The 18,287-nt window shown below is 70.1% G+C and carries 17 protein-coding genes; 5 read left to right on the plus strand and 12 right to left on the minus strand.

What is annotated here, in order from left to right:
• Nucleotides 1-3 precede the first annotated feature (3 nt).
• The 3 genes from LOS8367_RS08970 to LOS8367_RS08980 all read right to left on the minus strand — a co-directional run bounded on the left by LOS8367_RS08970 (nucleotide 4) and on the right by LOS8367_RS08980 (nucleotide 3,980).
• A complete protein-coding gene (locus LOS8367_RS08970) occupies nucleotides 4-2,139 on the minus strand; it encodes a peptidoglycan -binding protein (RefSeq protein WP_085896149.1) in 2,136 nt (711 codons plus the stop codon).
• Between the two features lie 3 nt (nucleotides 2,140-2,142).
• The gene (locus LOS8367_RS08975; protein WP_085896150.1) at nucleotides 2,143-3,330 is read right to left on the minus strand and encodes a biopolymer transporter ExbB; all 1,188 of its coding nucleotides are present in this window, start codon (nucleotides 3,328-3,330) and stop codon (nucleotides 2,143-2,145) included.
• A gap of 104 nt (nucleotides 3,331-3,434) precedes the next feature.
• Nucleotides 3,435-3,980, minus strand: coding sequence for a gamma-glutamylcyclotransferase (locus LOS8367_RS08980; RefSeq protein WP_085896151.1), 546 nt, complete (start codon nucleotides 3,978-3,980; stop codon nucleotides 3,435-3,437).
• 64 nt (nucleotides 3,981-4,044) lie between these two features.
• On the opposite strand from LOS8367_RS08980, the gene LOS8367_RS08985 reads away from it, so the two are divergent.
• A complete protein-coding gene (locus LOS8367_RS08985) occupies nucleotides 4,045-5,013 on the plus strand; it encodes a DUF2125 domain-containing protein (RefSeq protein WP_085896152.1) in 969 nt (322 codons plus the stop codon).
• On the opposite strand, the gene LOS8367_RS08990 is transcribed toward LOS8367_RS08985, so the two are convergent.
• Genes LOS8367_RS08990 through hisC form a run of 3 tightly spaced genes read right to left on the minus strand, consistent with a single transcriptional unit; the run spans nucleotide 5,010 to nucleotide 7,950 of the window.
• Nucleotides 5,010-5,930 carry an extensin-like domain-containing protein gene (locus LOS8367_RS08990; RefSeq protein ID WP_165761425.1) on the minus strand — a complete coding sequence of 307 codons (921 nt, stop codon included), beginning with the start codon at nucleotides 5,928-5,930 and terminating at the stop codon, nucleotides 5,010-5,012. The genes LOS8367_RS08985 and LOS8367_RS08990 overlap by 4 nt on opposite strands.
• Nucleotides 5,927-6,874, minus strand: coding sequence for a prephenate/arogenate dehydrogenase family protein (locus tag LOS8367_RS08995; RefSeq protein WP_085896153.1), 948 nt, complete (start codon nucleotides 6,872-6,874; stop codon nucleotides 5,927-5,929). The genes LOS8367_RS08990 and LOS8367_RS08995 overlap by 4 nt, the downstream gene beginning before the upstream one ends.
• Nucleotides 6,871-7,950 carry a histidinol-phosphate transaminase gene (gene hisC / locus LOS8367_RS09000; protein WP_085896154.1) on the minus strand — a complete coding sequence of 360 codons (1,080 nt, stop codon included), beginning with the start codon at nucleotides 7,948-7,950 and terminating at the stop codon, nucleotides 6,871-6,873. Before hisC ends, LOS8367_RS08995 begins: the two co-directional genes overlap by 4 nt.
• Before the next feature lie 110 nt (nucleotides 7,951-8,060).
• On the opposite strand from hisC, the gene LOS8367_RS09005 reads away from it, so the two are divergent.
• Entirely contained in the window at nucleotides 8,061-8,873 is an 813-nt protein-coding gene (locus LOS8367_RS09005) for a hypothetical protein (RefSeq protein WP_085896155.1), read from the plus strand.
• Between the two features lie 77 nt (nucleotides 8,874-8,950).
• Here LOS8367_RS09005 and rpsD read toward each other — a convergent pair whose 3' ends face one another.
• The 3 genes from rpsD to LOS8367_RS09020 form a co-directional block, all read right to left on the minus strand.
• The gene (rpsD, locus tag LOS8367_RS09010; RefSeq protein WP_085896156.1) at nucleotides 8,951-9,571 is read right to left on the minus strand and encodes a 30S ribosomal protein S4; all 621 of its coding nucleotides are present in this window, start codon (nucleotides 9,569-9,571) and stop codon (nucleotides 8,951-8,953) included.
• A 189-nt stretch (nucleotides 9,572-9,760) separates the two neighbouring features.
• The gene (locus tag LOS8367_RS09015; RefSeq protein WP_085896157.1) at nucleotides 9,761-10,639 is read right to left on the minus strand and encodes a lipid A-modifier LpxR family protein; all 879 of its coding nucleotides are present in this window, start codon (nucleotides 10,637-10,639) and stop codon (nucleotides 9,761-9,763) included.
• A gap of 72 nt (nucleotides 10,640-10,711) precedes the next feature.
• Nucleotides 10,712-11,866: a CaiB/BaiF CoA transferase family protein gene (locus LOS8367_RS09020; RefSeq protein WP_085896158.1), complete on the minus strand. Its 1,155-nt coding sequence runs from the start codon at nucleotides 11,864-11,866 to the stop codon at nucleotides 10,712-10,714.
• A 211-nt stretch (nucleotides 11,867-12,077) separates the two neighbouring features.
• Between LOS8367_RS09020 and LOS8367_RS09025 the strand changes: the two genes are divergently transcribed.
• Nucleotides 12,078-13,718: a glycoside hydrolase family 13 protein gene (locus tag LOS8367_RS09025; protein WP_085896159.1), complete on the plus strand. Its 1,641-nt coding sequence runs from the start codon at nucleotides 12,078-12,080 to the stop codon at nucleotides 13,716-13,718.
• Between the two features lie 34 nt (nucleotides 13,719-13,752).
• On the opposite strand, the gene LOS8367_RS09030 is transcribed toward LOS8367_RS09025, so the two are convergent.
• The gene (locus LOS8367_RS09030) at nucleotides 13,753-14,634 is read right to left on the minus strand and encodes a DUF2189 domain-containing protein (protein ID WP_085896291.1); all 882 of its coding nucleotides are present in this window, start codon (nucleotides 14,632-14,634) and stop codon (nucleotides 13,753-13,755) included.
• Between the two features lie 221 nt (nucleotides 14,635-14,855).
• On the opposite strand from LOS8367_RS09030, the gene LOS8367_RS09035 reads away from it, so the two are divergent.
• The gene (locus LOS8367_RS09035; protein WP_085896160.1) at nucleotides 14,856-15,416 is read left to right on the plus strand and encodes a cytochrome P460 family protein; all 561 of its coding nucleotides are present in this window, start codon (nucleotides 14,856-14,858) and stop codon (nucleotides 15,414-15,416) included.
• A gap of 43 nt (nucleotides 15,417-15,459) precedes the next feature.
• On the opposite strand, the gene hemC is transcribed toward LOS8367_RS09035, so the two are convergent.
• Complete coding sequence (hemC, locus tag LOS8367_RS09040) at nucleotides 15,460-16,404, minus strand: hydroxymethylbilane synthase (protein WP_085896161.1); 945 nt, start codon at nucleotides 16,402-16,404, stop codon at nucleotides 15,460-15,462.
• A 104-nt stretch (nucleotides 16,405-16,508) separates the two neighbouring features.
• On the opposite strand from hemC, the gene hemE reads away from it, so the two are divergent.
• Entirely contained in the window at nucleotides 16,509-17,561 is a 1,053-nt protein-coding gene (hemE, locus tag LOS8367_RS09045; protein ID WP_085896162.1) for a uroporphyrinogen decarboxylase, read from the plus strand.
• A 7-nt stretch (nucleotides 17,562-17,568) separates the two neighbouring features.
• Here hemE and LOS8367_RS09050 read toward each other — a convergent pair whose 3' ends face one another.
• A complete protein-coding gene (locus LOS8367_RS09050) occupies nucleotides 17,569-18,255 on the minus strand; it encodes a DUF2270 domain-containing protein (protein WP_085896163.1) in 687 nt (228 codons plus the stop codon).
• Nucleotides 18,256-18,287 lie beyond the last annotated feature (32 nt).

An 18,287-nucleotide genomic window follows, 5' to 3' on the forward strand; every position in this document is an offset into this window, starting at 1 on the left:
GCCTCAGCGTTCGGTCAGCTTCAGCTCGATCCGCCGATTGCGGGCCCGGGCCTCGGGCGTGTCGCGCGGATCAAGCGGTTGGTATTCGCCGAAGCCGTTGGCGGCGAGGCGTTGCGGCGGAATGCCTTCCTCCTCGCTCATGTAGCGCACGACCGACAGCGCGCGGGCCTGGCTCAGCTCCCAGTTATCGGCGTAGCGGCCGCCCCGGATCGGGATGTCGTCGGTATGACCGTCGACGCGGATCACCCAATCGATGCCTTCGGGAATTTCTGCGGCGATCCGGCGAAGCAGCGCCGCGACCTTGGCGATCTCCTGCTCGCCTTCTTCCGACAGGGTCGCCTCGCCCCGCCCGAACAGCACCTCGGAAGAGAAGACGAAGCGGTCGCCCTCGATCCGCACGCCCTCCTCGCCCTCGAGCATGCCGCGCAGTTCGCCGAAGAAATCCGAGCGGTAGCGTTCGAGGTCCTCGGCCTCGGCGGCGAGACGCGCCGCCTCCTCCTCGAGCCGCTGGCGCTCTTCCTCTTCCAGCTCGCGACGGCGCCGCTCCTCGGCGGCGGCGCGGGCCAGCGCGGTGTTGAGCTGCCGGCCCAGATCCTCGATCTCGGCCTCGGCCACGGCGCTGGTCGTCTCGGCCTGCCCCAGCAGCGACCGCAGCTCGGCCACGTCGTCGCGCAGCGCCGCGACCTGCGCGTTCAGCGCCGCCATGCGCCGCTGCGCCTCGGCGGTGGCGCTTTCCTCGTCGGCCAGCGCCGCGCGGGCCGTGGCCAGAAGCGCTGCGCGACGCTCCGCCTCGCTGGCCTCAGCCTGGGCCCGTTCCTGCGTGGTCTCCAGATCGGCCAGCGCGCGAGCCAGCCGGGATTCGAGCTCGGCCCGCTCCTGCTCGGTTTCGCTGCGATCCTGCGACAGAGTCTCGGCCCGGGCCTCGGCGGCTTCGCGCGCCGCCAGCGCCTCGGCCAGACGGTCGGCGAGATCGGCCCGGCCGCGCTCGGCCTCGGCCCCTGCCGCGCGCGCCGCCTCGGCCTCGGCCCGCGCGGCGTCGCGGTCGAGGACCGCCGCCGCCAGCCGCGCCGAGAGCTCGGCCTCGGTGGTCTCGCCCGCCTCGAGCGCCGCCGCAAGCTCGGCGCGCACCGCTTCGAGGTCGGCCTCGCCGGCCTCTCGCGCGGCCAGCGCCGCGGCGAGGCGACTGGACAGGTCCTCGCTCTCGGCCTGCGCCTGCACCAACGCCGCGCGGGCCGCCTCCAGATCGGCCTCGGTTTCCTCGGCGATATCCAGCGCGGCGGCCAGGCGCGCGTCGAGCCCCTCGCCCTCGCGCAACGCCCGGGTCAGGGCGTTCTGGCTTTCCTGCCGCGCCAGGACCGCCTCGGCCAGGGCCCGGTCGAGATCGTCACGCGCGGCCTCGGCGGCGGCGAGAAGCGTCAACGTCTCCTCGGCCTCGCGTCGTTTCTCCTCCAGCGCCAGCGTCATCACCGACAGCTCGGCATCCGCGTTCTGCAGCCGCGCGCGCAGCCGTTCGGCGGCGGCGGCGTCGGCGAGGCGCTCGGCCTCCAGTTCGGAGATCCGCTCCGCGCCCGCAGCGCGTTCGTCCTCAAGCCCAGAGATGGTTTCCGCGTCCTGCGCCGCCTCCGTTTCCAGATCGGCGACGAGCGCCTCGAGCGCCTCGCGCCGGGCCGCGGCCAGCCGTGCCGCCTCGGCCTGCGCGTCGATCTCCTCGCGCGCGGTGGCAAGCGCCGTTTCGGCCTCGCCCGAGCGGTCGCGCTCGGCCTCGAGATCCTGCTCCAGCCCGGCGATGCGGTCGCGTGCCTCGGCCCGTTCGGTGGTCAGGCGCGCGATCCGGTCGGATTGCGCCTCGGCCCGGGCGCGCGCCTGCGCCAGCTGCTCGCCGAGGCTGCCGATCTCGCTTTCGAGCTCGGCGCCGCGGCTCCGCTCCAGCCCCAGCGCGCTGCTCAGCCGTTCGACCTCGGCGCCCAGCGTGTCGAGCTCGCTCGCCTGCCCGGTGATCGTGTCGCGCAGCACGAACTGCACCACCGTGAAGATCGTAAGCACGAACATCAGCACCAGTAGCAGACCGGTCATCGCATCGACGAAGCCGGGCCAGATCGAGGCCTGGAAGCGGTTGGCGTGGCGGCGCTTGAGCCCCATGGATCAGTGGTCCGGGTGGCCGCGCGTGGCGCGGAGCCCGCCCGGATGTCCGGTCTCGCGCAGCACCCGGCTCAGCCCGGCGAGATCGGTGCGCAGTTCGGCCAGCATCTCCTGCCGCCCCGCCGCGATCTCCTCGAGGATGCGCAGCAGCTGAACGTCCATGTTGCGCAGCCGCATCCGGGTTTCGCTGTCATTGCCGCCCTCGGCGGCGCGCTCGAGCGCGGCATGAACCCGCTCCTGCCCCTCGGCAACCCGCTCCAGCGCCGCGCGCTCGGCGGCGGGGTCCATCCGCTCGGCGATCCGGGCCAGCGTCTCTGTCAGCGCCGCGATCCGCGCCTCGCTCTCGCGCCGCGCCTCGCCCGCGGCACCGACGGCGAGACTCAGCCCCTCCATCCGCTCGCCCAGATGCTCGACCATCTGCGCCAGCAACCCGCCATCGCCGTTCGAGGCCGGCTGCTGCTCCTCGCCCGAGGCGTAGCCGAGTCGGGTGATGGTCGAGAGCCATTCTTCGAGCTCGCGGTAGAAGCGGTTCTGCCCATGGGAGGCGAACAGCTCCAGCAGCCCGACCACCAGCGAACCGGCAAGACCCAGGAGCGACGAGGAAAAGGCCGTGCCCATGCCGCCGAGTTGCGCCTCGAGCCCCTGTTGCAGCCGCTCGAAGATCGCGGTGCCGCTTTCGCCCTCGGACGGATCGAGCGAGCGGATCGTGTCGACCAGCGCCGGCACGGTGGTGGCGAGACCGTAGAAGGTGCCGAGCAGGCCGAGAAAGATCAGCGTGTTCGAGAGGTAGCGGGTGATCTCGCGTTCCTCGTCGATGCGCTGTCCCACCGATTCGAGGATCGAGCGGGCGCTGTCGGGCGAGATGTGCATGCGCGCCCCGCGCGACCGCAGCAGCGTCGCCAGCGGCAACAACAGCCCCGGCGCCGGTCCGGTGGTCTTGGGCGTGCGCACGAAGGATTCGATCCAGCCCACCGAGCGGATCAGCGCGATCACCTGCCAGAAGCAGGTCAGCACGCCGAGCACGAAGAAAGCGCTGATGGCGCTGTTGAGCCAGGGGTTGGTCAGGAAGATGCCGCGCAGCACCTCGCGCCCCAGCACCAGCCCGGCCGCGACCAGCCCCAACGCCACCAGCATCGACAGGATCTGCCGGACCGGCTGCGAGAAATGCGGTTTCGCCTGTGGCTGCCTCATGCGGGCCTTATCCTCTAGATTGCGCTTTTCAAACCATAGGGATCGCAAGGCGGAGACGCCAATGGCCTTTCGCGGCGCCGGCCGGGATGTGGCGGCGGTGCCTCTCAGCCACCGCTGCGCAGCGTCTTGACCCGCTCGACCAGCCAGTCGAGATCGGGGTCGTGCACGCCCATTTCGGTCAGATGCGCGGCGGTATTGAACAGGTATTCGTCATTGGGGCCGCGCCCGCCCACCGCGCCGGCGATGCGCCGCGCCTGTGTTTCGAGATCGAGCGCCACGTATTGCGCATGGCCCGGGTCGATCACGTAGGTCAGCGCATCGACCACCCGCCCGTCGGTGAGCGCCAGCGGCTGATGCGTCTCGAGATAGGCCGAGGAGACCAATTCCCGCTCGCGCAGCATCGCGATCACCATCTCGCGCTCGGCCTCGGGCGCGCGCAGCGCCAGCCCGGTGCAGACCGCCCCCGGCGCGCGGTCGAGCGCCAGCACTAGCCCCGGCATCTCCGGCGTGCCGCGATGGTGGATCGACGACATGCAGAAGCTGCGGTGCCAGCCGTCGAGCCGCGCCACCACCACCTCCTCGGGGGTGAAGCCCGGGTTCCACAGTAGCGATCCGTAGCCGAATACCCAAAGCGCAGTCTGGTCGGTCATGCTGGCCCTCCTAGCTGCCCCCCTGTAAATACCCGATCCTGAGCGGGCGAAAGGGCCTCGATACATGCGATTTCTTCTCATTCTGGTTGCGCTGCTGGTGCTGGCCTTCGGCGGCTGGTGGGTCTGGGGCAGCCGCGCCGTCGATGCAAGGCTGGCGGAGCTTACCGAAGAGCTGCGCGCGGCGGGCTGGCAGGTCGACTACACCACCGACGGCACGGCGGGCTTTCCCTACCGCTTCGATCTGGACCTGCGCGACATCTCACTGGTCTCGCCCAACGGGATCTTCGGCTGGCAGAGCCCGCGGCTGCGGGTGGTGGCGCAGAGCTACGAGCCGAACCGGCTGATCGTCGCGGCCGACGAGACGCACCGCGTCTCGGTGCCGGGCCAGGATCTCGACATCGAGGTTACCGGCCCGCGCGCCTCGGGCGCGGTGGAGATCGGCGAGACACTACCCCTGACCGAGCTCACCGTCGAGGCGGCCGATCTCGCGGTGGCCTCCTCGCTGGGCTGGGAGACGCAGGTGGGCACGCTGCTCGCCGCGCTGCGCGGCAACGGTGCCGCGAATGGCTACGACGCCTATGCCGAGGCGACGCGGATCGCGGTGCCGGAGGCGTGGCGCGCGGCCTGGGACCCCACGGGCGCGCTTCCCGCCGAGATCGCGGCGCTGCGCCTCGATGCGGATCTGGGCCTCGATGCACCGCTGGCGCTTTCAGGAGAGGCGGCGGCGATCGAGCAGATCGATCTCGGCGAGCTGGCGCTCGACTGGGGCCCGGTGCAGGCGCGCGGCAGCGGCACGCTCGATGTCGACCCCGCCGGTGTCCCCGAGGGCGAGGTGGTGCTCGAGATCGACGGCTGGGAGGTGCTTCTGGACCTCGCCGCTCGGGCCGGGGTGCCGATCGCCGAATCCTCGCTGCTGCGCGGTGCGCTGGGCTCGATGGCGCAGGACGGCGTACTGCGCGCGCCGATCAGTTTTGCCGATGGCGCGATGCGGCTCGGCTTCATCCCGCTGGGGCCCGCGCCGCTGCTGCGCTAGCGGCAGTAGGGGCTTCGATTCGAGGCGGTGTCGAAGTGGAAATGGTCCCGGTGCGCCGCGTTGGCATCGGGGCCGAGCACCGTCCCGAAGGGGCCGCAGGCAGCCTTGTGCAGATCGCGCAGCGCCCCGCCCGCACCGCGGCTGTTCCAACCCGAGGTCAGGCTGATCTCGCGCCCGTCGCGTAGCCCGAACGCGGTGATGTCGATGGCGCGGCCGAAGGCATGCTCGGAAAGCTGCGCGCCCTGCTCGTTGTTGCGCGAGCGGCAGACATAGCTGCCGGCGGTGCGCAGCACCGCGAGACCGCCGCCGGTGGCCGAGAGCATCGGCATGGCCGCCTGGCCGACCCAGGCGCCCAGCGCCCGCGCGGTGTCGCAATCGACCACCGCCGCCGGGGCGATCCGTACGCCATGAACGGCGGTGATCTTCACCGGTGCCTCGATGCCGCAGGCCCCCGCCCCGTTCACCGGGGCGACGGGCGCGCCCTCAAGCCCGGGCATGCCGCAAAGCGCGCCCGCGCTCCCGACGGGCGGCGCGGCACGGGTCACGGGGGCCGAGACCACCTGCGCTTCGGACAGCGAGGCCGAGAGCGAAGGACGCGCGCCGGGTCGTTGTGCGGGCCGGGCGGCGGTGGCCACGGCTTCGGGCGAGGCGCTGGCGACGGCGGCGTCGGGCGCTGACACGGCAGCCGGTGCCGCCGTCGTGGCGAGCCGCGCGCGCGGCCGCGACACGGTGCTGGGCTGTCCCGGCGAGGCGGCGACCGGCGCCGTGGCGACGGGCGTATCGGCCACGGCTGTGTCCGGCACGGTCGTGGCCGTGCGGCCCATGGGACGTGCGGTGGTCTCCGGCGCCAGCGGCTGTGCCGCGAGCGCGAGCGGGGCGAGCGCGAGGCAGGCCGCCAGCCATGTGGTGCGGCTCATTTCCGGGGCTCCGTCTTGTCGCCGCGTGCCGCGCCCCGGCCGAAATCCGGGGCGGCCGTGTCCTGCCCCGCCTCGATGATGCCGCGGCGGATCGCGCGGGTGCGGGTGAAGTAGTCGTGCAGGTGATCGCCGTCGCCGGTCCGGATCGCGCGCTGCAGCGCGAACAGCTCCTCGGTGAAGCGGCCGAGGATCTCCAGCGTCGCCTCCTTGTTGGTCAGGAACACGTCGCGCCACATGGTCGGATCGGAGGCCGCGATGCGGGTAAAGTCCCGGAAACCGGCGGCGGAATACTTGATCACCTCGCTGTCGGTCACCCGGCGCAGATCGTCGGCGACGCCGACCATCGTGTAAGCGATCAGGTGCGGGGTGTGGCTGGTCACCGCCAGCACGAGGTCGTGGTGGTCGGCATCCATCACGTCGACATGCGCGCCCATCCCCTCCCACAGCGCCGAGAGCCGCGCCACGGCGTCCGGATCGATATCGCCATTCGCCGGCACGATCAGGCACCAGCGATTGTCGAAAAGCTCGGCGAAGCCCGAGCGCGGGCCCGAATGCTCGGTCCCGGCGAGCGGATGGGCCGGGATGAAATGCACGCCCTCGGGGATATGCGGGGCGACCGCCTCGATCACCGCCTTCTTGACCGAGCCGACATCCGAGACGACGGCACCGGGCTTGAGCATCGGCGCGATTTCTTCGGCCACCGCGCCCATCGCGCCCACCGGCACGCAGAGCACCACGAGATCGGCGCCCTCCGCCGCCTCGGCCGCCGTCTCGCAGACCCGGTCGACGAGACCGATCTCGCGCGCGATCTCGCGCGTTTCGGCAGATCGCGCATGGCCGGTGATTTCGCCCGCGAGACCGGCGCGCCGCATTGCATGCGCCATCGACGAGGCGATCAGGCCGAGGCCGATCAGCGCGACGCGCTCGAACACCGGCACGCTCATGCCGCGCCCTTGAAACGGGCGATGGCGTCGATCACCCGGGCGCAGCCGGCCTCGTCGCCCACGGTGATGCGCAGCGCCTCCGGAAAGCCGTAGCCGCCGACGCGCCGCACCAGGATGCCCTCGGCGCGCAGCGCCGCGTCGCAGCCCGCCGCCTCTTCCTCGTCCGCGAACCGCGCCAGAACGTAGTTGGCCTGGCTCTCGTCGCAGGCGATGCCGAGATCGAGGAGCTTGTCGCGCAGCCAGACGCGCAGCCGCGCATTCTCGCTCCGGCAATGCTCGGTGAAGCCGGTATCGCGGATCGCCGCCTCGGCGGCGGCGAGCTGGCTGTTCGACAGGTTGAACGGCTGCCGCACCCGGTTCAGCACGTCGATGATCTCGCGCGGGCCATAGCCCCAGCCGATCCTGAGCCCGCCGAGGCCGTGGATCTTCGAGAAGGTGCGGGTCATCACCACGTTGTTGCGGCTCTCCACCAGCTTCGCGCCGCCATCATAGCCCTCGGCGAATTCGACATAGGCGCCGTCGAGCACGAGGATGACGTGATCGGGGATCGCGTCGGCAAGGCGCGCGACCGCCTCGACCGGGATCATCGTGCCGGTCGGGTTGCCCGGGTTGGTGAGGTAGATCAACCGGGTGCGTTCGGTGCAGGCGGCGAGGATCGCGTCGGTATCGACGACCCGGTCACGCTCGCGCACCTCGACCGGCGTCGCGCCGGCGGCGCGGGCGAGGATCGGGTACATGGCGAAGCCGTGCTCGGTGTGGATCACCTCGTCGCCGGGGCCGGCATAGCACTGCGCGAGAAACTGCAGCACCTCGTCCGAACCGGCGCCGCAGATAATGCGCTCCGCGTCGAGCCCGTGGATCTCGGCGATTGCGGCGCGCAGATCCGCGTGGTCGGTCGGGGGATAGAGATGCAGCGTCGCGGCCGAGCCCTCCAGCGCCGCCACGGCGTGGCGGCTGGGACCATAGGGGTTCTCGTTGGACGACAGCTTGAGCGGGCTGGAATGCCCCTCGAGCTTGCTCTGCCCGCCCACATAGAGGGCGATGTCCATGATGCCGGGCTGCGGGGTGATGCTCATCTCTGCGCTCCTTCGAACCGGGCCTCCATAGCCGGGGCGGCGGATGGTTTCCAGCGTCATGCAAGCCGCCTCCCCTCGCCCGCCGGCGGTATGCCGCTATGTGAGAAGCCATGGAACAGCCCCTGCACCTCGCCGCCGGGATCGCGATCCTCACGCTGGTCTCGATCGATTTCCTCCTTGCCACCATCGGCGCGGCGCCGCGGGTGATCCTGTCGGAGCGGCTGGCCCGGGGGATCTTCGCGCTGCTGCGCCGGATCACCCGGCACCGCCCGGCCCGGGTGCTGGCACGGATGAGCGGCGTGATCGTGATGGTCCTCGTCGCGGGATTCTGGGTCGTCGGCACGGCGCTGGGCTGGACTCATATCTTCCTTTCGGCACCGCGCCACGCGGTGGTGCTGACGCAGTCGGCCGAAGAGGCCGGGTTCTGGGATGCCGCTGCCCATGCCGGGCACCTGCTCTCGACGCTGGGCGGCGCGATCACCCGGCCCGGCGACACCTTCTGGAACGCGGTGCAAGTGCTTGCCGGGGTCAACGGCATGGTGGTGCTGACGCTGGCGGTGAGCTTCATCCTGTCGACGGTGCAGACGGTGCAGCTGGGTCGGGCCTTCGCGGCGCTGCTGCACAGCCAGCCCAAGGGCGCCGAGGTCGCGCCGCTCTTCGGGCGGCTGGCCGATATCGTGGCGGGGCTGAACTCGGCTCCCTTCGCGCTTTATTACAGCCATGGCCGGGCCGAGAGGCGTCTGCCGGAGGCGCTGGTGCGGATGGCGCGGGACGCGGCAGCGCAGGGTCCGGAGGTCGAGGACCGGTTCTACGACCTGATCTCGGACCTGCCGCATCTGGATCTTCCCGAGGACAACGCCGCGCGGTTCGAGGCGTTGCGGGTCTGGGCCGGGCATCAGCGGCTGGGCCGACTGGAGAGCTGAGCGAGGGCGCATCTGCAATGGAAAAGGGCCGCGCAGTCTCCCGCGCGGCCCCCTGTCCCTCGATCCGTTTTTTCGGATCAGTTCTTGGCGTAGAATTCGACGACGAGGTTCGGCTCCATCATCACCGGGTAGGGCACGTCGCCCAGCGCCGGGGTGCGCACGAAGGTCGCGGTCATCTTGGAGTGGTCCACCTCGAGGTAGTCCGGGGTGTCGCGCTCGGGCAGCTGGACGGCTTCCAGCACCACGGCGAGCTGCTTGGACTTGTCGCGGACGGCGATGACGTCGCCTTCCTTGACGCGGTAGGAGGGGATGTTCACGCGCTTGCCGTTCACGGTCACGTGGCCGTGGTTCACGAACTGGCGGGCGGCGAAGACGGTCGGCACGAACTTGGCGCGGTACACGACGGCATCGAGGCGGCGCTCGAGCAGGCCGATCAGGTTCTCACCGGTGTCGCCCTTGACGCGCTCGGCTTCGCCATAGATGCGACGGAACTGCTTCTCGGTCAGGTCGCCGTAGTAGCCCTTGAGCTTCTGCTTGGCGCGCAGCTGGATGCCGAAATCCGACAGCTTCTGCTTGCGGCGCTGGCCGTGCTGGCCGGGGCCGTATTCGCGACGGTTCACCGGGGACTTCGGACGGCCCCAGATGTTTTCGCCCATGCGGCGGTCGATCTTGTACTTGGCAGAGGTGCGTTTGGTCACTCTCTGATCTCCTTCTGTCGGCCCTCGCGGGCCATGTCTCGAAGGGCGTTGTCCTCTGGGACGGCCATGGGCCGCCTCCCGACAGGGATCCCCTCGCGGGGTCCGCCAACACCAATGAAAGACCCGGGACGCGAGGACCCGGGACGGGCGGCTTATACAGTCCGAACGCGCGGAGTCAACCGCCCCGCCCTAGTAGCCGAATTCGAGTTTCAGAGAACCCAGGACCTGACTCTCATGCTGCCCCTCGAACTCCTTGGAAAGCCAGCTCAACCCGTAGAAGAGCCGCACCTCCGGCCCCGGCTGCCAATGCAGCCCGATCCGGGCGCGGCGGCGGTCGAGTGGCTCGCGGCCGGGCAGGAACACGCAGTCGCCCAGCCAAGCGGCATCCGCGCCCGCGACCAGCGCGAGGCCGGTCGTCTCGGCCTCGATGCCGCGATAGGGCTGGCCGGTGACCGGATCGCGCAGCCACAAATCGCCATGGCCGATGCCGCCCCAGATCGCGTCGATCCCGGCGCGCAGCATCTCCTCGGCGCCCGCCTCGGCGGCGAGGAAAGGGCGCAGGCTCAGCCGCGCCGCGGGCCGCAGCGGCAGCACCGCCTCGCTGCGCGCCTGCAGGTGCAGCGCATCCTCCATCTGCCGATTTGTGCCGCGCGGCGGATCGAAGCCGAGGATTTCATGCGCCCGTTCCTGGAAACCGGAGAGGCCGGTCGATGGCCCCATGGCAAGGATCTCGCCGCCGAAGGCCCCTTCGACGGGGCCGATGGACTGGTGCAGAAAGCCGCCGAGAGCGATCACGCCGGCATAGGGCCGATCGTCGCGACCGGCACGGGTTCGCGCGGGCGCGAGGATCTCGGTGCGAAACCGCAACTCGACCAGCGCGTCCGGCATGGCGGACGGCGCGCCGTCCCAGCCTGCCCCCGACACACGGCTCAGCGCCAAAGCCCCCGAGCGCCAGCGGTCGTGGCCGTCGCCGATATAGTCGTTGGAGAAGATCCGTCCCCAACCGAGGGTCTCGGCAGAAACGGGCGCGGCAATGAGGGCGAACAGGGCAAGGATCAGGGGGCGCATGGGGTCTCCGGGGGCTCGCTCCAGTCCTACCCCCCGGCCCCGCCGCGCCGCCAGTCCATGCCCGGCCCGCGATCAGCCTGCGGCGCCGGGCGTGTCCTGCGGGTCATGCTCACCCAGGCGCGGCGCGCGGCGGTCGAGCGAGAGCGGGCTTTCGGAGAACCGGATCGGGCTGCGCAGGCCGGGCACGCCCTCGGGGTCGATCCGCAGCCCCCGGGCGATCACCTGCGGGTCGTCGAAGACCTGATCCACCCGGTTGATCGGACCGGCCGGCACCGTGGCCGCCTCGAGCGCGGCCAGCACCGCGTCGCGGCCCCAGGATGCGAAGGCCGCGCCCATCGCCTCGGTCAGGGCCGCCCGATTGGCCACCCGCGCGCCATTGGTGGCGAAGCGCGGATCATCGGCCAGACCGTCGAGGCCCAGCACCCCGCAGGCACGGGCGAACTGCCCGTCATTGCCCACCGCAAGGATCAGGTCTCCATCCTTGGCCGAGAACACCTGATAGGGCGCGATGTTGGGGTGGGCGTTGCCGAGGCGGCGCGGGGGCGTGCCGGTGGCGAAGAAGTTCATTGCCTGGTTGGCCAGAACGCCGGTGGCGCAATCCATCAAAGCCATGTCGATATGCTGGCCCCTGCCCGTCTTCTCGCGCGCCGCCAGCGCCGCCTGGATCGCGATGACCGAATAGAGGCCGGTAAAAATGTCGGTGAAGGCGACGCCGATCTTCTGCGGCTCGCCATCCGGGGCGCCGGTCAGGTCCATGATCCCCGACATGCCCTGGATCAGAAAGTCGTAGCCTGCGCGGTTCGCATAGGGTCCGTCCTGCCCGAAGCCGGTGATCGAGCAATAGACCAGCGCCGGGTTCTCGGCCTTCAGGCTGTCATAGTCGAGCCCGTACCGCGCCAGCCCGCCGACCTTGAAGTTCTCGATCACCACGTCGGCGCCCGCGATCAGCGCGCGGGTGAGCGCCAGCCCCTCGGGGGTGCGGAAATCGGCAGTGACGCTTTTCTTGCCGCGGTTGCAGGCATGGAAATAGGCGGCCGAGCGGTCGCCATCGGTCTCGATCCAGGGCGGGCCCCAGCGGCGGGTGTCGTCGCCCTCGGGGGCCTCGACCTTGATCACCTCGGCACCGAGATCGGCCAGCACCTGACCCGCCCATGGCCCGGCGAGGATTCGCGCCAGCTCGACCACCCTGAGCCCCACTAGCGGCGCCTGCGCCCTTGCCTCTTCCATCATGCCCCTCCCCCGATGATTGCGCCGCGCAGGCTAGCGGTGCCACCGGGGGGCCGCAATGCGCGCCGCCTAGCCCAACGACGCGAGCGTTTCACGTGGAGCGTCGGGTCCCGCGCCACCGGTCCGGGCGCGCCTTCGCCTCGGCCCCGGGGGCTTGCGCCCGGCCCTGCCGCTGGCGAGGGTGGGTGGCAGCCAGCCGAGGATTGCCGCGATGACCCAGACAGCTCCCTGGTGGCACGCCGCCACCGCCTACCAGATCTATCCGCGCAGCTTCTGCGACAGCGACGGCGACGGCATCGGCGACATTCCCGGCATCATCTCGCGGCTCGACCACCTCGCCGATCTCGGCATCGGCTTCGTCTGGCTCTCGCCGGTCTATCGCAGCCCGATGGCCGATAACGGCTACGACATCTCGGACTACCGCGACATCGCACCGGAATTCGGCACGCTGGCCGATATGGACCGGCTCATCGCCGAGGCGAAATCGCGCGGCATCGGCATCGTCATGGATCTCGTGGTGAACCACTCCTCGGACGAGCATCACTGGTTCCAGGAGGCGCGCCGGAGCCGCGACAATCCCTACCGCGACTATTATGTCTGGCGCGATCCGGCCCCGAATGGCGGCGCGCCCAACGATCTGCAGTCGAATTTCGGCGGCCCGGCCTGGAGCTATGACGAGCGCACGGGGCAGTATTACCTGCACCTGTTCGACCGCAGGCAGCCCGATCTGAACTGGCAGAACCCCGAGCTGCGCCGCGCGATCTACGAGATGATGAACTGGTGGCTGGACCGGGGTGTCGCGGGCTTTCGCATGGATGTGATCGACCTGATCGGCAAGGACCCCGATGCCAGCATCACCGCCGACGGACCTGACCTGCACCCGTTCCTGCGCGAGATGCACGACGCCACGCTCAAGGGCCGCGACGTCGTCACCGTGGGCGAAGCCTGGAGCGCCACCACCGAGGGCGCGCTGCTCTATTCGGGCCGCGACGCGGGCGAATTGTCGATGGTGTTCCAGTTCGCGCATATAGTGCAGGGGTGGGACGAGGTGCATGGCAAGTGGAAGCCCAAGCCCTTCGATCTCGTGGGGCTCAAGCAGGTGCTGGCCGAATGGCAGCTGGCACTCGCGGATGACGGCTGGAACTCGCTGTTCTGGAGCAATCACGACCTGCCGCGCGCGGTGTCGAAATACGGCGATGACGGACGCTTTCGCGTGGTCTCGGCCAAGATGCTCGCCACGGTGCTGCACATGATGAAGGGCACGCCCTACATCTATCAGGGCGAAGAGATCGGCATGACCAACATCGCCTTCACCGATATCAGCCAGTTCCGCGATATCGAGACGCTGAACTTTCACAAGATCCAGACCGCCGCCGGGGTCACGCCGGGTGATTTCCTCGCCGGGGCCAACTCGAACGGTCGCGACAACGCACGCACACCGATGCAGTGGACCGACGGGCCGCAGGCGGGCTTTACCAGCGGCGAGCCGTGGATCGAGGTGAACCCGAACCACCGCGAGATCAACGTAGCCGCCGACCGGGCGAGGCCCGACGGCATCTTCGCGCATTACTGCGAACTGGCCCGGCTGCGTCGCGAGTTGGCGGTGATGCGCGAGGGCAGCTTCACCCCCTATCTGCAGGACCATCCCAAGGTCATGGCCTATGTCCGGCAGCACGAGGACGCGCGGATCGCAGTGCTGGCCAATTTCACCGGCGAGGTGGTGACGGTGGATGTGCCCCGGGGCCTCGCCATTTCAGGACGCGCGATCAGCGCCAACTATCCCGGCCGTGACGCGCTGGACGGCACGGCGGAACTGCGCCCCTTCGAGGCGGTGGCGATCCTCGAAGGGTGAGAGGCAGGCGCGGGCGTTGGGCCCGCGCGCCGATTCAGGCGGGCTCGACCGCGCGGCGGTAGAGGTGCCAGGTGGCATGGCCGAGGATCGGCAGCACGAAGACCAGCCCGACCATCAGCGTCGCCATGCCGGCGCCGAGCCCGACCACGACGATCGCGCCCCACAGCGCCACGGTGCGCGGGTTCTCGGCCGCCAGACGGGCCGAGGCCTTCACCGCGCGGCGCACCCCGACATGCCGGTCGAGCAGCAGCGGAAAGGAGATCACCCCGATCACCAGCACCGTCGCGGCAAGCACGAAGCCGATGCCGGTGCCAACCACGATCATCGCCCAGCCGGCCCCGGTGGTCAGCGTGTCGTTGATGAAGGCCATCGCGGAAACCGGCGGCTCGGGTCCCAGCGTCAGCGCGTAGACGCTCCAGGCCAGCAGCATCCAGGCGGCGAAGATCGCCACGAACAGCACGCCGAGAGTCAGGATCGCGATTGCCGATGGCGATTCGATCACCTTGAAGGCGGCACCCCAGGTTGGATGCCCGCCCGCCTCGCGCCTGCGGCTCATCTCGTAGAGCCCGACCGCGGCCACCGGCCCCAGAAGCGCGAAGCCGGTGATCAGCGGCACCAGCAGCGGCAAGAGGTTCTCGTTCATCGCGAAGCGGATCAGCACCAGCCCCGCCAGCGGGTAGACCACGCACAGGAAGATCACGTCCGATCGGAACGCCTTGAAATCCTCGTATCCCGCGCGCAGCGCCGCCTTGAGATCCTCGGTCTCGATGCGACGCAGCTTGATCGGCGCGGTGTCGCGCCCGATGGTTTCGCGCGCGCCCTCGCCCAGATGGTGCGTGCCCGCGTTCAGAACATGCCCCGCCCAGCTGAGCGGGTTGCCGATGGTCTTGTCGACATGGCCGTCGGTCTTCGCCATGATGCCGTCCTCCTTGATCGCCAAGGGACGGCCCCGCCGGGACCGGATGCGCCGCGGCGGGGTCATCCGGATGGGGCGATCCTAGCACGGTTTCGCGAGGATGGCTCTCAACGGCACGTGTCCGAAAGTTACAAAGCGTCGCGCAGTCGTGAGTCGTCGTGACCCCGCAACTTTCCTGCAAGGGCGTAGGCTTATCCCACGTGACATTCAGGGAGGGTACGATGGCGATGAAGTTTATCACCGGGGCGGCGCTTGGGCTGGGACTGGCCGGCGTGGCGCTGGCGCAGGACGCGCCGATGTTCGGCGGCGAGGAGGATCAGGCCTATGCGCAGCAGGTCTGGCAGGCGATGACGGATCAGCACCTCGCGGGGGATGGCGCGATCATGTCGTTTCCCTATCCGGGCACCGATCCGCACGGGATGATGCTGGAGACATTCTACACCACCGCCACGATCGACGGCCATGAGGGGGCGCTGGTGGTCAAGCGCAACTACGGCCCCGAGGGCGTGTCGGTCGACGAGGTCCTGGGCGCTCCGGCCGAGCATCTGGGCGCGCTGACGATCATGTTCCAGCGCGAGGCGGGCTATGACGACGAGACCGGCAACTGGTTCTATGCCAAGTACCTGCCCGACGGCTCGCTCGACCAAAGCCCGGACGGCATGGCGCTGGCCGGTCTGGTCGGCAAGAACGCCGAAGCCGGCTGCATCGCCTGCCACCAGAACGCGGGCGGCGACGACTACCTGTTCACCACCGATGCCGAGATGGGCATGATGATGGAGTGAACCGGCGCCGCGCCTTGTGCCCGAACGGCGCGCGGCGCGGCTCTCAGAGCGTGAAAAAGCCCGGACCGGCGATGCGACGCAGGGTTTCGCCCAGCTCGTGGCCCAGCGCCGCGCCGTCGGCGATCGCCGCCTCGCCGGATTCCAGCAGCACTTCGGAGCCGTCGGGGCGCAGGATCTCGCCCCGGAACCGCAACCGGCCCTCGGCGATCTCCGCGAGGCCGGCGATCGGCGTCTGGCAGGAGCCGTCGAGCGCGGCAAGGAAAGCGCGCTCGCAGGCGAGCCGCCGCGCCGTCTCCTCGTGATGGATCGGCTCCAGGAGCGCCGCGACGCGGGTGTCGGCGCCGCGCCGCTCGATGCCGATCGCGCCTTGCGCGATAGCGGGCAGCATCTCGTCCTCGGAGATGGCCCGCGCCGGCACCTCTCCCGACATGCCGAGCCGGTTCAGCCCCGCCATGGCGAGAAAGGTCGCCTCGGCCACCTTGTCCTCCAGCTTTTGCAGCCGGGTCTGCACGTTGCCGCGGAACTCCACGACCCGCAGATCGGGCCGCCGCGCGAGGATCTGAGACTTGCGGCGCAGGCTCGAGGTGCCGACCACCGTGCCCTCGGGCAGGTCGGGAATCGCGGCATGGGCAAGGCTGACGAAGGCGTCGCGCGGGTCCTCGCGCTCCAGATAGCCGTCGAGCACCAGCCCCGCCGGTTGCTCAACCGGCATGTCCTTCATCGAATGCACGGCGATGTCGATGCCGCCCGCGGAGAGGCTTTCCTCGATCTCTTTGGTGAACAGCCCCTTGCCGCCGATCTGGCTCAGCGGCCGGTCGATCACCCGGTCGCCGGTGGTGCGGATGATCACCACCTCGAAGGCCTCGAAGGGCAGGTCCCAGGCACGGGCCAGCAATTCTCGCGTCTCATTGGCCTGCGCCAGCGCCAGCGGCGAGCCGCGGGTGCCGATGCGTAGCGGTTGGGCGGGGGTGGGAAGATCGCGGGTCATGCCTTTGTCTCTACGCGCGCCCGCACCGCGCGGCAACCGCGACCGCCTGCCGCGCCCGGCGCCGTGCCGCTTGACTTTGGGCCGTGTCGGCGGGACGAGGTGGCATGAGCATTGCCCACACCCCCCCGTCGAAGCTGCTGCTGCGCGCCCTCGCGGGCGAGACACTGCCCGTGCCACCGATCTGGATGATGCGGCAGGCCGGGCGCTATCTGCCCGAATACCGCGCCACTCGCGCCAAGGCGGGCGACTTCCTGTCCTTGTGCTACAACCCCGAGCTCGCGGCAGAGGTGACGCTGCAGCCGATCCGCCGCTACGGCTTCGACGCGGCGATCCTGTTTGCCGACATCCTGCTGGTGCCGCAGGCGCTGGGCCTCGATCTGTGGTTCGTCACCGGCGAGGGACCGCGGCTGTCGCCGATCACCGAAGCGGGCGGCGTCGCGGCGCTGAAACCAGCCGACGCGATTCACGACCACCTCGCCCCGGTCTATGAGACGGTGAAGATCCTCGCGCGCGAGCTGCCCTCCGAGACGGCGCTGATCGGCTTTGCCGGCGCGCCCTGGACCGTGGCCACCTACATGATCGCCGGACGCGGCACGCCGGATCAGGACCCGGCGCATGCGCTCAAGGACGAGAACCGGGCCGAGTTCGAGGCGCTGATCGACCGGATCACCGAAGCGACGATCGAGTATCTCTCGGCGCAGGTCGCGGCCGGGGCCGAGGTGGTGAAGATCTTCGACAGCTGGGCCGGATCGCTCAAGGGCGACGATCTCGACCGTTACTCGATCGCGCCGATGGCGCGGATCACCGCCGCGCTCAAAGCGCGCCACCCCGGCCTGCCGGTGATCGCCTTCCCGCGCGGTGCCGGCGAACGCTTCACCGACGCCGCCCGCGCCATCGGCGCCGATTGCATCGCGCTCGATGACGGGGTGAGCCCGGAATGGGCGGCCGAGCACGTGCAGCCGATCGCCTGCGTTCAGGGCAACCTCGCCAGCCGTCACATGGTCAGCGGCGGGCAGGAGTTGATCGACGAGACGCGGCGCATCCGCGACGCGCTCTCGAAGGGGCCGCACGTGTTCAACCTCGGCCATGGCATCACGCCCGATGCCGATCCCGAGAACGTGGCGCTAATGATCGAGACGCTGCGCGAGACGCGCTGACGCGCGCTCACCCCATGCCGGTCGGGCGCTGGGTCGAGCCCCAGCGCCGCCGGTCATGCAACCAGCTCTGCAGCGCCCAGCCGGCCCAGGCCACGACATAGACCGCGCCCATCGCCAGCACCACGAGCCCCGGCACCGGCCCGATTGCAGCTCGGTCCACGAACATCTCGAAATTCTCGACCGGGCTCGGGTGCACGATCAGCTTGCCGATATAGGCGGCGGTCTGGATCAGCAGGATCCACAGGTAGTTGCGCCGGATCCGCCGCCCGACCGAGACGCGGAACGAGACGTGGTAGCGCGGGACCCAGTAATCCTCGGCCAGCTCCTTCTGCCAGCCCTCGCCCAGCCGCAGATTGCCGTCCTGCAGCATCGGCGCGTAGAAATGCGTCTCGAGCCAGCGGCAGCGCGCGCGCCAGACGTTGAAGTAACGGTAGCGCCGCGCCTCCAGCATCAGGAAGAACAGGATCAGGATGCCGACCAGCACCAGCGGCAGGGGCGACGCCTCTCGCGAGGCGAAGGCGATCGACAGCGCGATGCCGAGCGTGACCACGGCCCAGTTGGTGGTGGTGTCGAGCCGGGTGCGCCAGATCGTCGAGCGATAGACCTCGCCGCGCCACAGATGCGCCAGCGCGCCCATCTCGGCGGAGCTGAATTCGCGCCGCCCCTCCGTCACCGGCTTCTCGACAGGCGTCATCGGCTCCTCCCGCTGCTTGCCGGATCATAAGA

It is taken from the genome of Limimaricola soesokkakensis (assembly GCF_900172345.1).
Taxonomy (GTDB): domain Bacteria; phylum Pseudomonadota; class Alphaproteobacteria; order Rhodobacterales; family Rhodobacteraceae; genus Limimaricola; species Limimaricola soesokkakensis.

What these genes read in the sequence shown, in the direction of transcription:
- LOS8367_RS08995 (WP_085896153.1), bottom strand. Translation starts at nt 6,874, where the DNA reads ATGAGCGTGCCGGTGTTCGAGCGCGTCGCGCTGATCGGCCTCGGCCTG.
- LOS8367_RS09020 (WP_085896158.1), bottom strand. Translation starts at nt 11,866, where the DNA reads ATGGAAGAGGCAAGGGCGCAGGCGCCGCTAGTGGGGCTCAGGGTGGTC.
- hemC (WP_085896161.1), bottom strand. Translation starts at nt 16,404, where the DNA reads ATGACCCGCGATCTTCCCACCCCCGCCCAACCGCTACGCATCGGCACC.
- LOS8367_RS09015 (WP_085896157.1), bottom strand. Translation starts at nt 10,639, where the DNA reads ATGCGCCCCCTGATCCTTGCCCTGTTCGCCCTCATTGCCGCGCCCGTT.
- hisC (WP_085896154.1), bottom strand. Translation starts at nt 7,950, where the DNA reads ATGAGCATCACCCCGCAGCCCGGCATCATGGACATCGCCCTCTATGTG.
- LOS8367_RS09025 (WP_085896159.1), top strand. Translation starts at nt 12,078, where the DNA reads ATGACCCAGACAGCTCCCTGGTGGCACGCCGCCACCGCCTACCAGATC.
- LOS8367_RS08970 (WP_085896149.1), bottom strand. Translation starts at nt 2,139, where the DNA reads ATGGGGCTCAAGCGCCGCCACGCCAACCGCTTCCAGGCCTCGATCTGG.
- LOS8367_RS09030 (WP_085896291.1), bottom strand. Translation starts at nt 14,634, where the DNA reads ATGGCGAAGACCGACGGCCATGTCGACAAGACCATCGGCAACCCGCTC.
- LOS8367_RS09005 (WP_085896155.1), top strand. Translation starts at nt 8,061, where the DNA reads ATGGAACAGCCCCTGCACCTCGCCGCCGGGATCGCGATCCTCACGCTG.
- LOS8367_RS09050 (WP_085896163.1), bottom strand. Translation starts at nt 18,255, where the DNA reads ATGACGCCTGTCGAGAAGCCGGTGACGGAGGGGCGGCGCGAATTCAGC.
- hemE (WP_085896162.1), top strand. Translation starts at nt 16,509, where the DNA reads ATGAGCATTGCCCACACCCCCCCGTCGAAGCTGCTGCTGCGCGCCCTC.
- LOS8367_RS08975 (WP_085896150.1), bottom strand. Translation starts at nt 3,330, where the DNA reads ATGAGGCAGCCACAGGCGAAACCGCATTTCTCGCAGCCGGTCCGGCAG.
- LOS8367_RS09035 (WP_085896160.1), top strand. Translation starts at nt 14,856, where the DNA reads ATGGCGATGAAGTTTATCACCGGGGCGGCGCTTGGGCTGGGACTGGCC.
- LOS8367_RS08980 (WP_085896151.1), bottom strand. Translation starts at nt 3,980, where the DNA reads ATGACCGACCAGACTGCGCTTTGGGTATTCGGCTACGGATCGCTACTG.
- LOS8367_RS08985 (WP_085896152.1), top strand. Translation starts at nt 4,045, where the DNA reads ATGCGATTTCTTCTCATTCTGGTTGCGCTGCTGGTGCTGGCCTTCGGC.
- LOS8367_RS08990 (WP_165761425.1), bottom strand. Translation starts at nt 5,930, where the DNA reads ATGAGCCGCACCACATGGCTGGCGGCCTGCCTCGCGCTCGCCCCGCTC.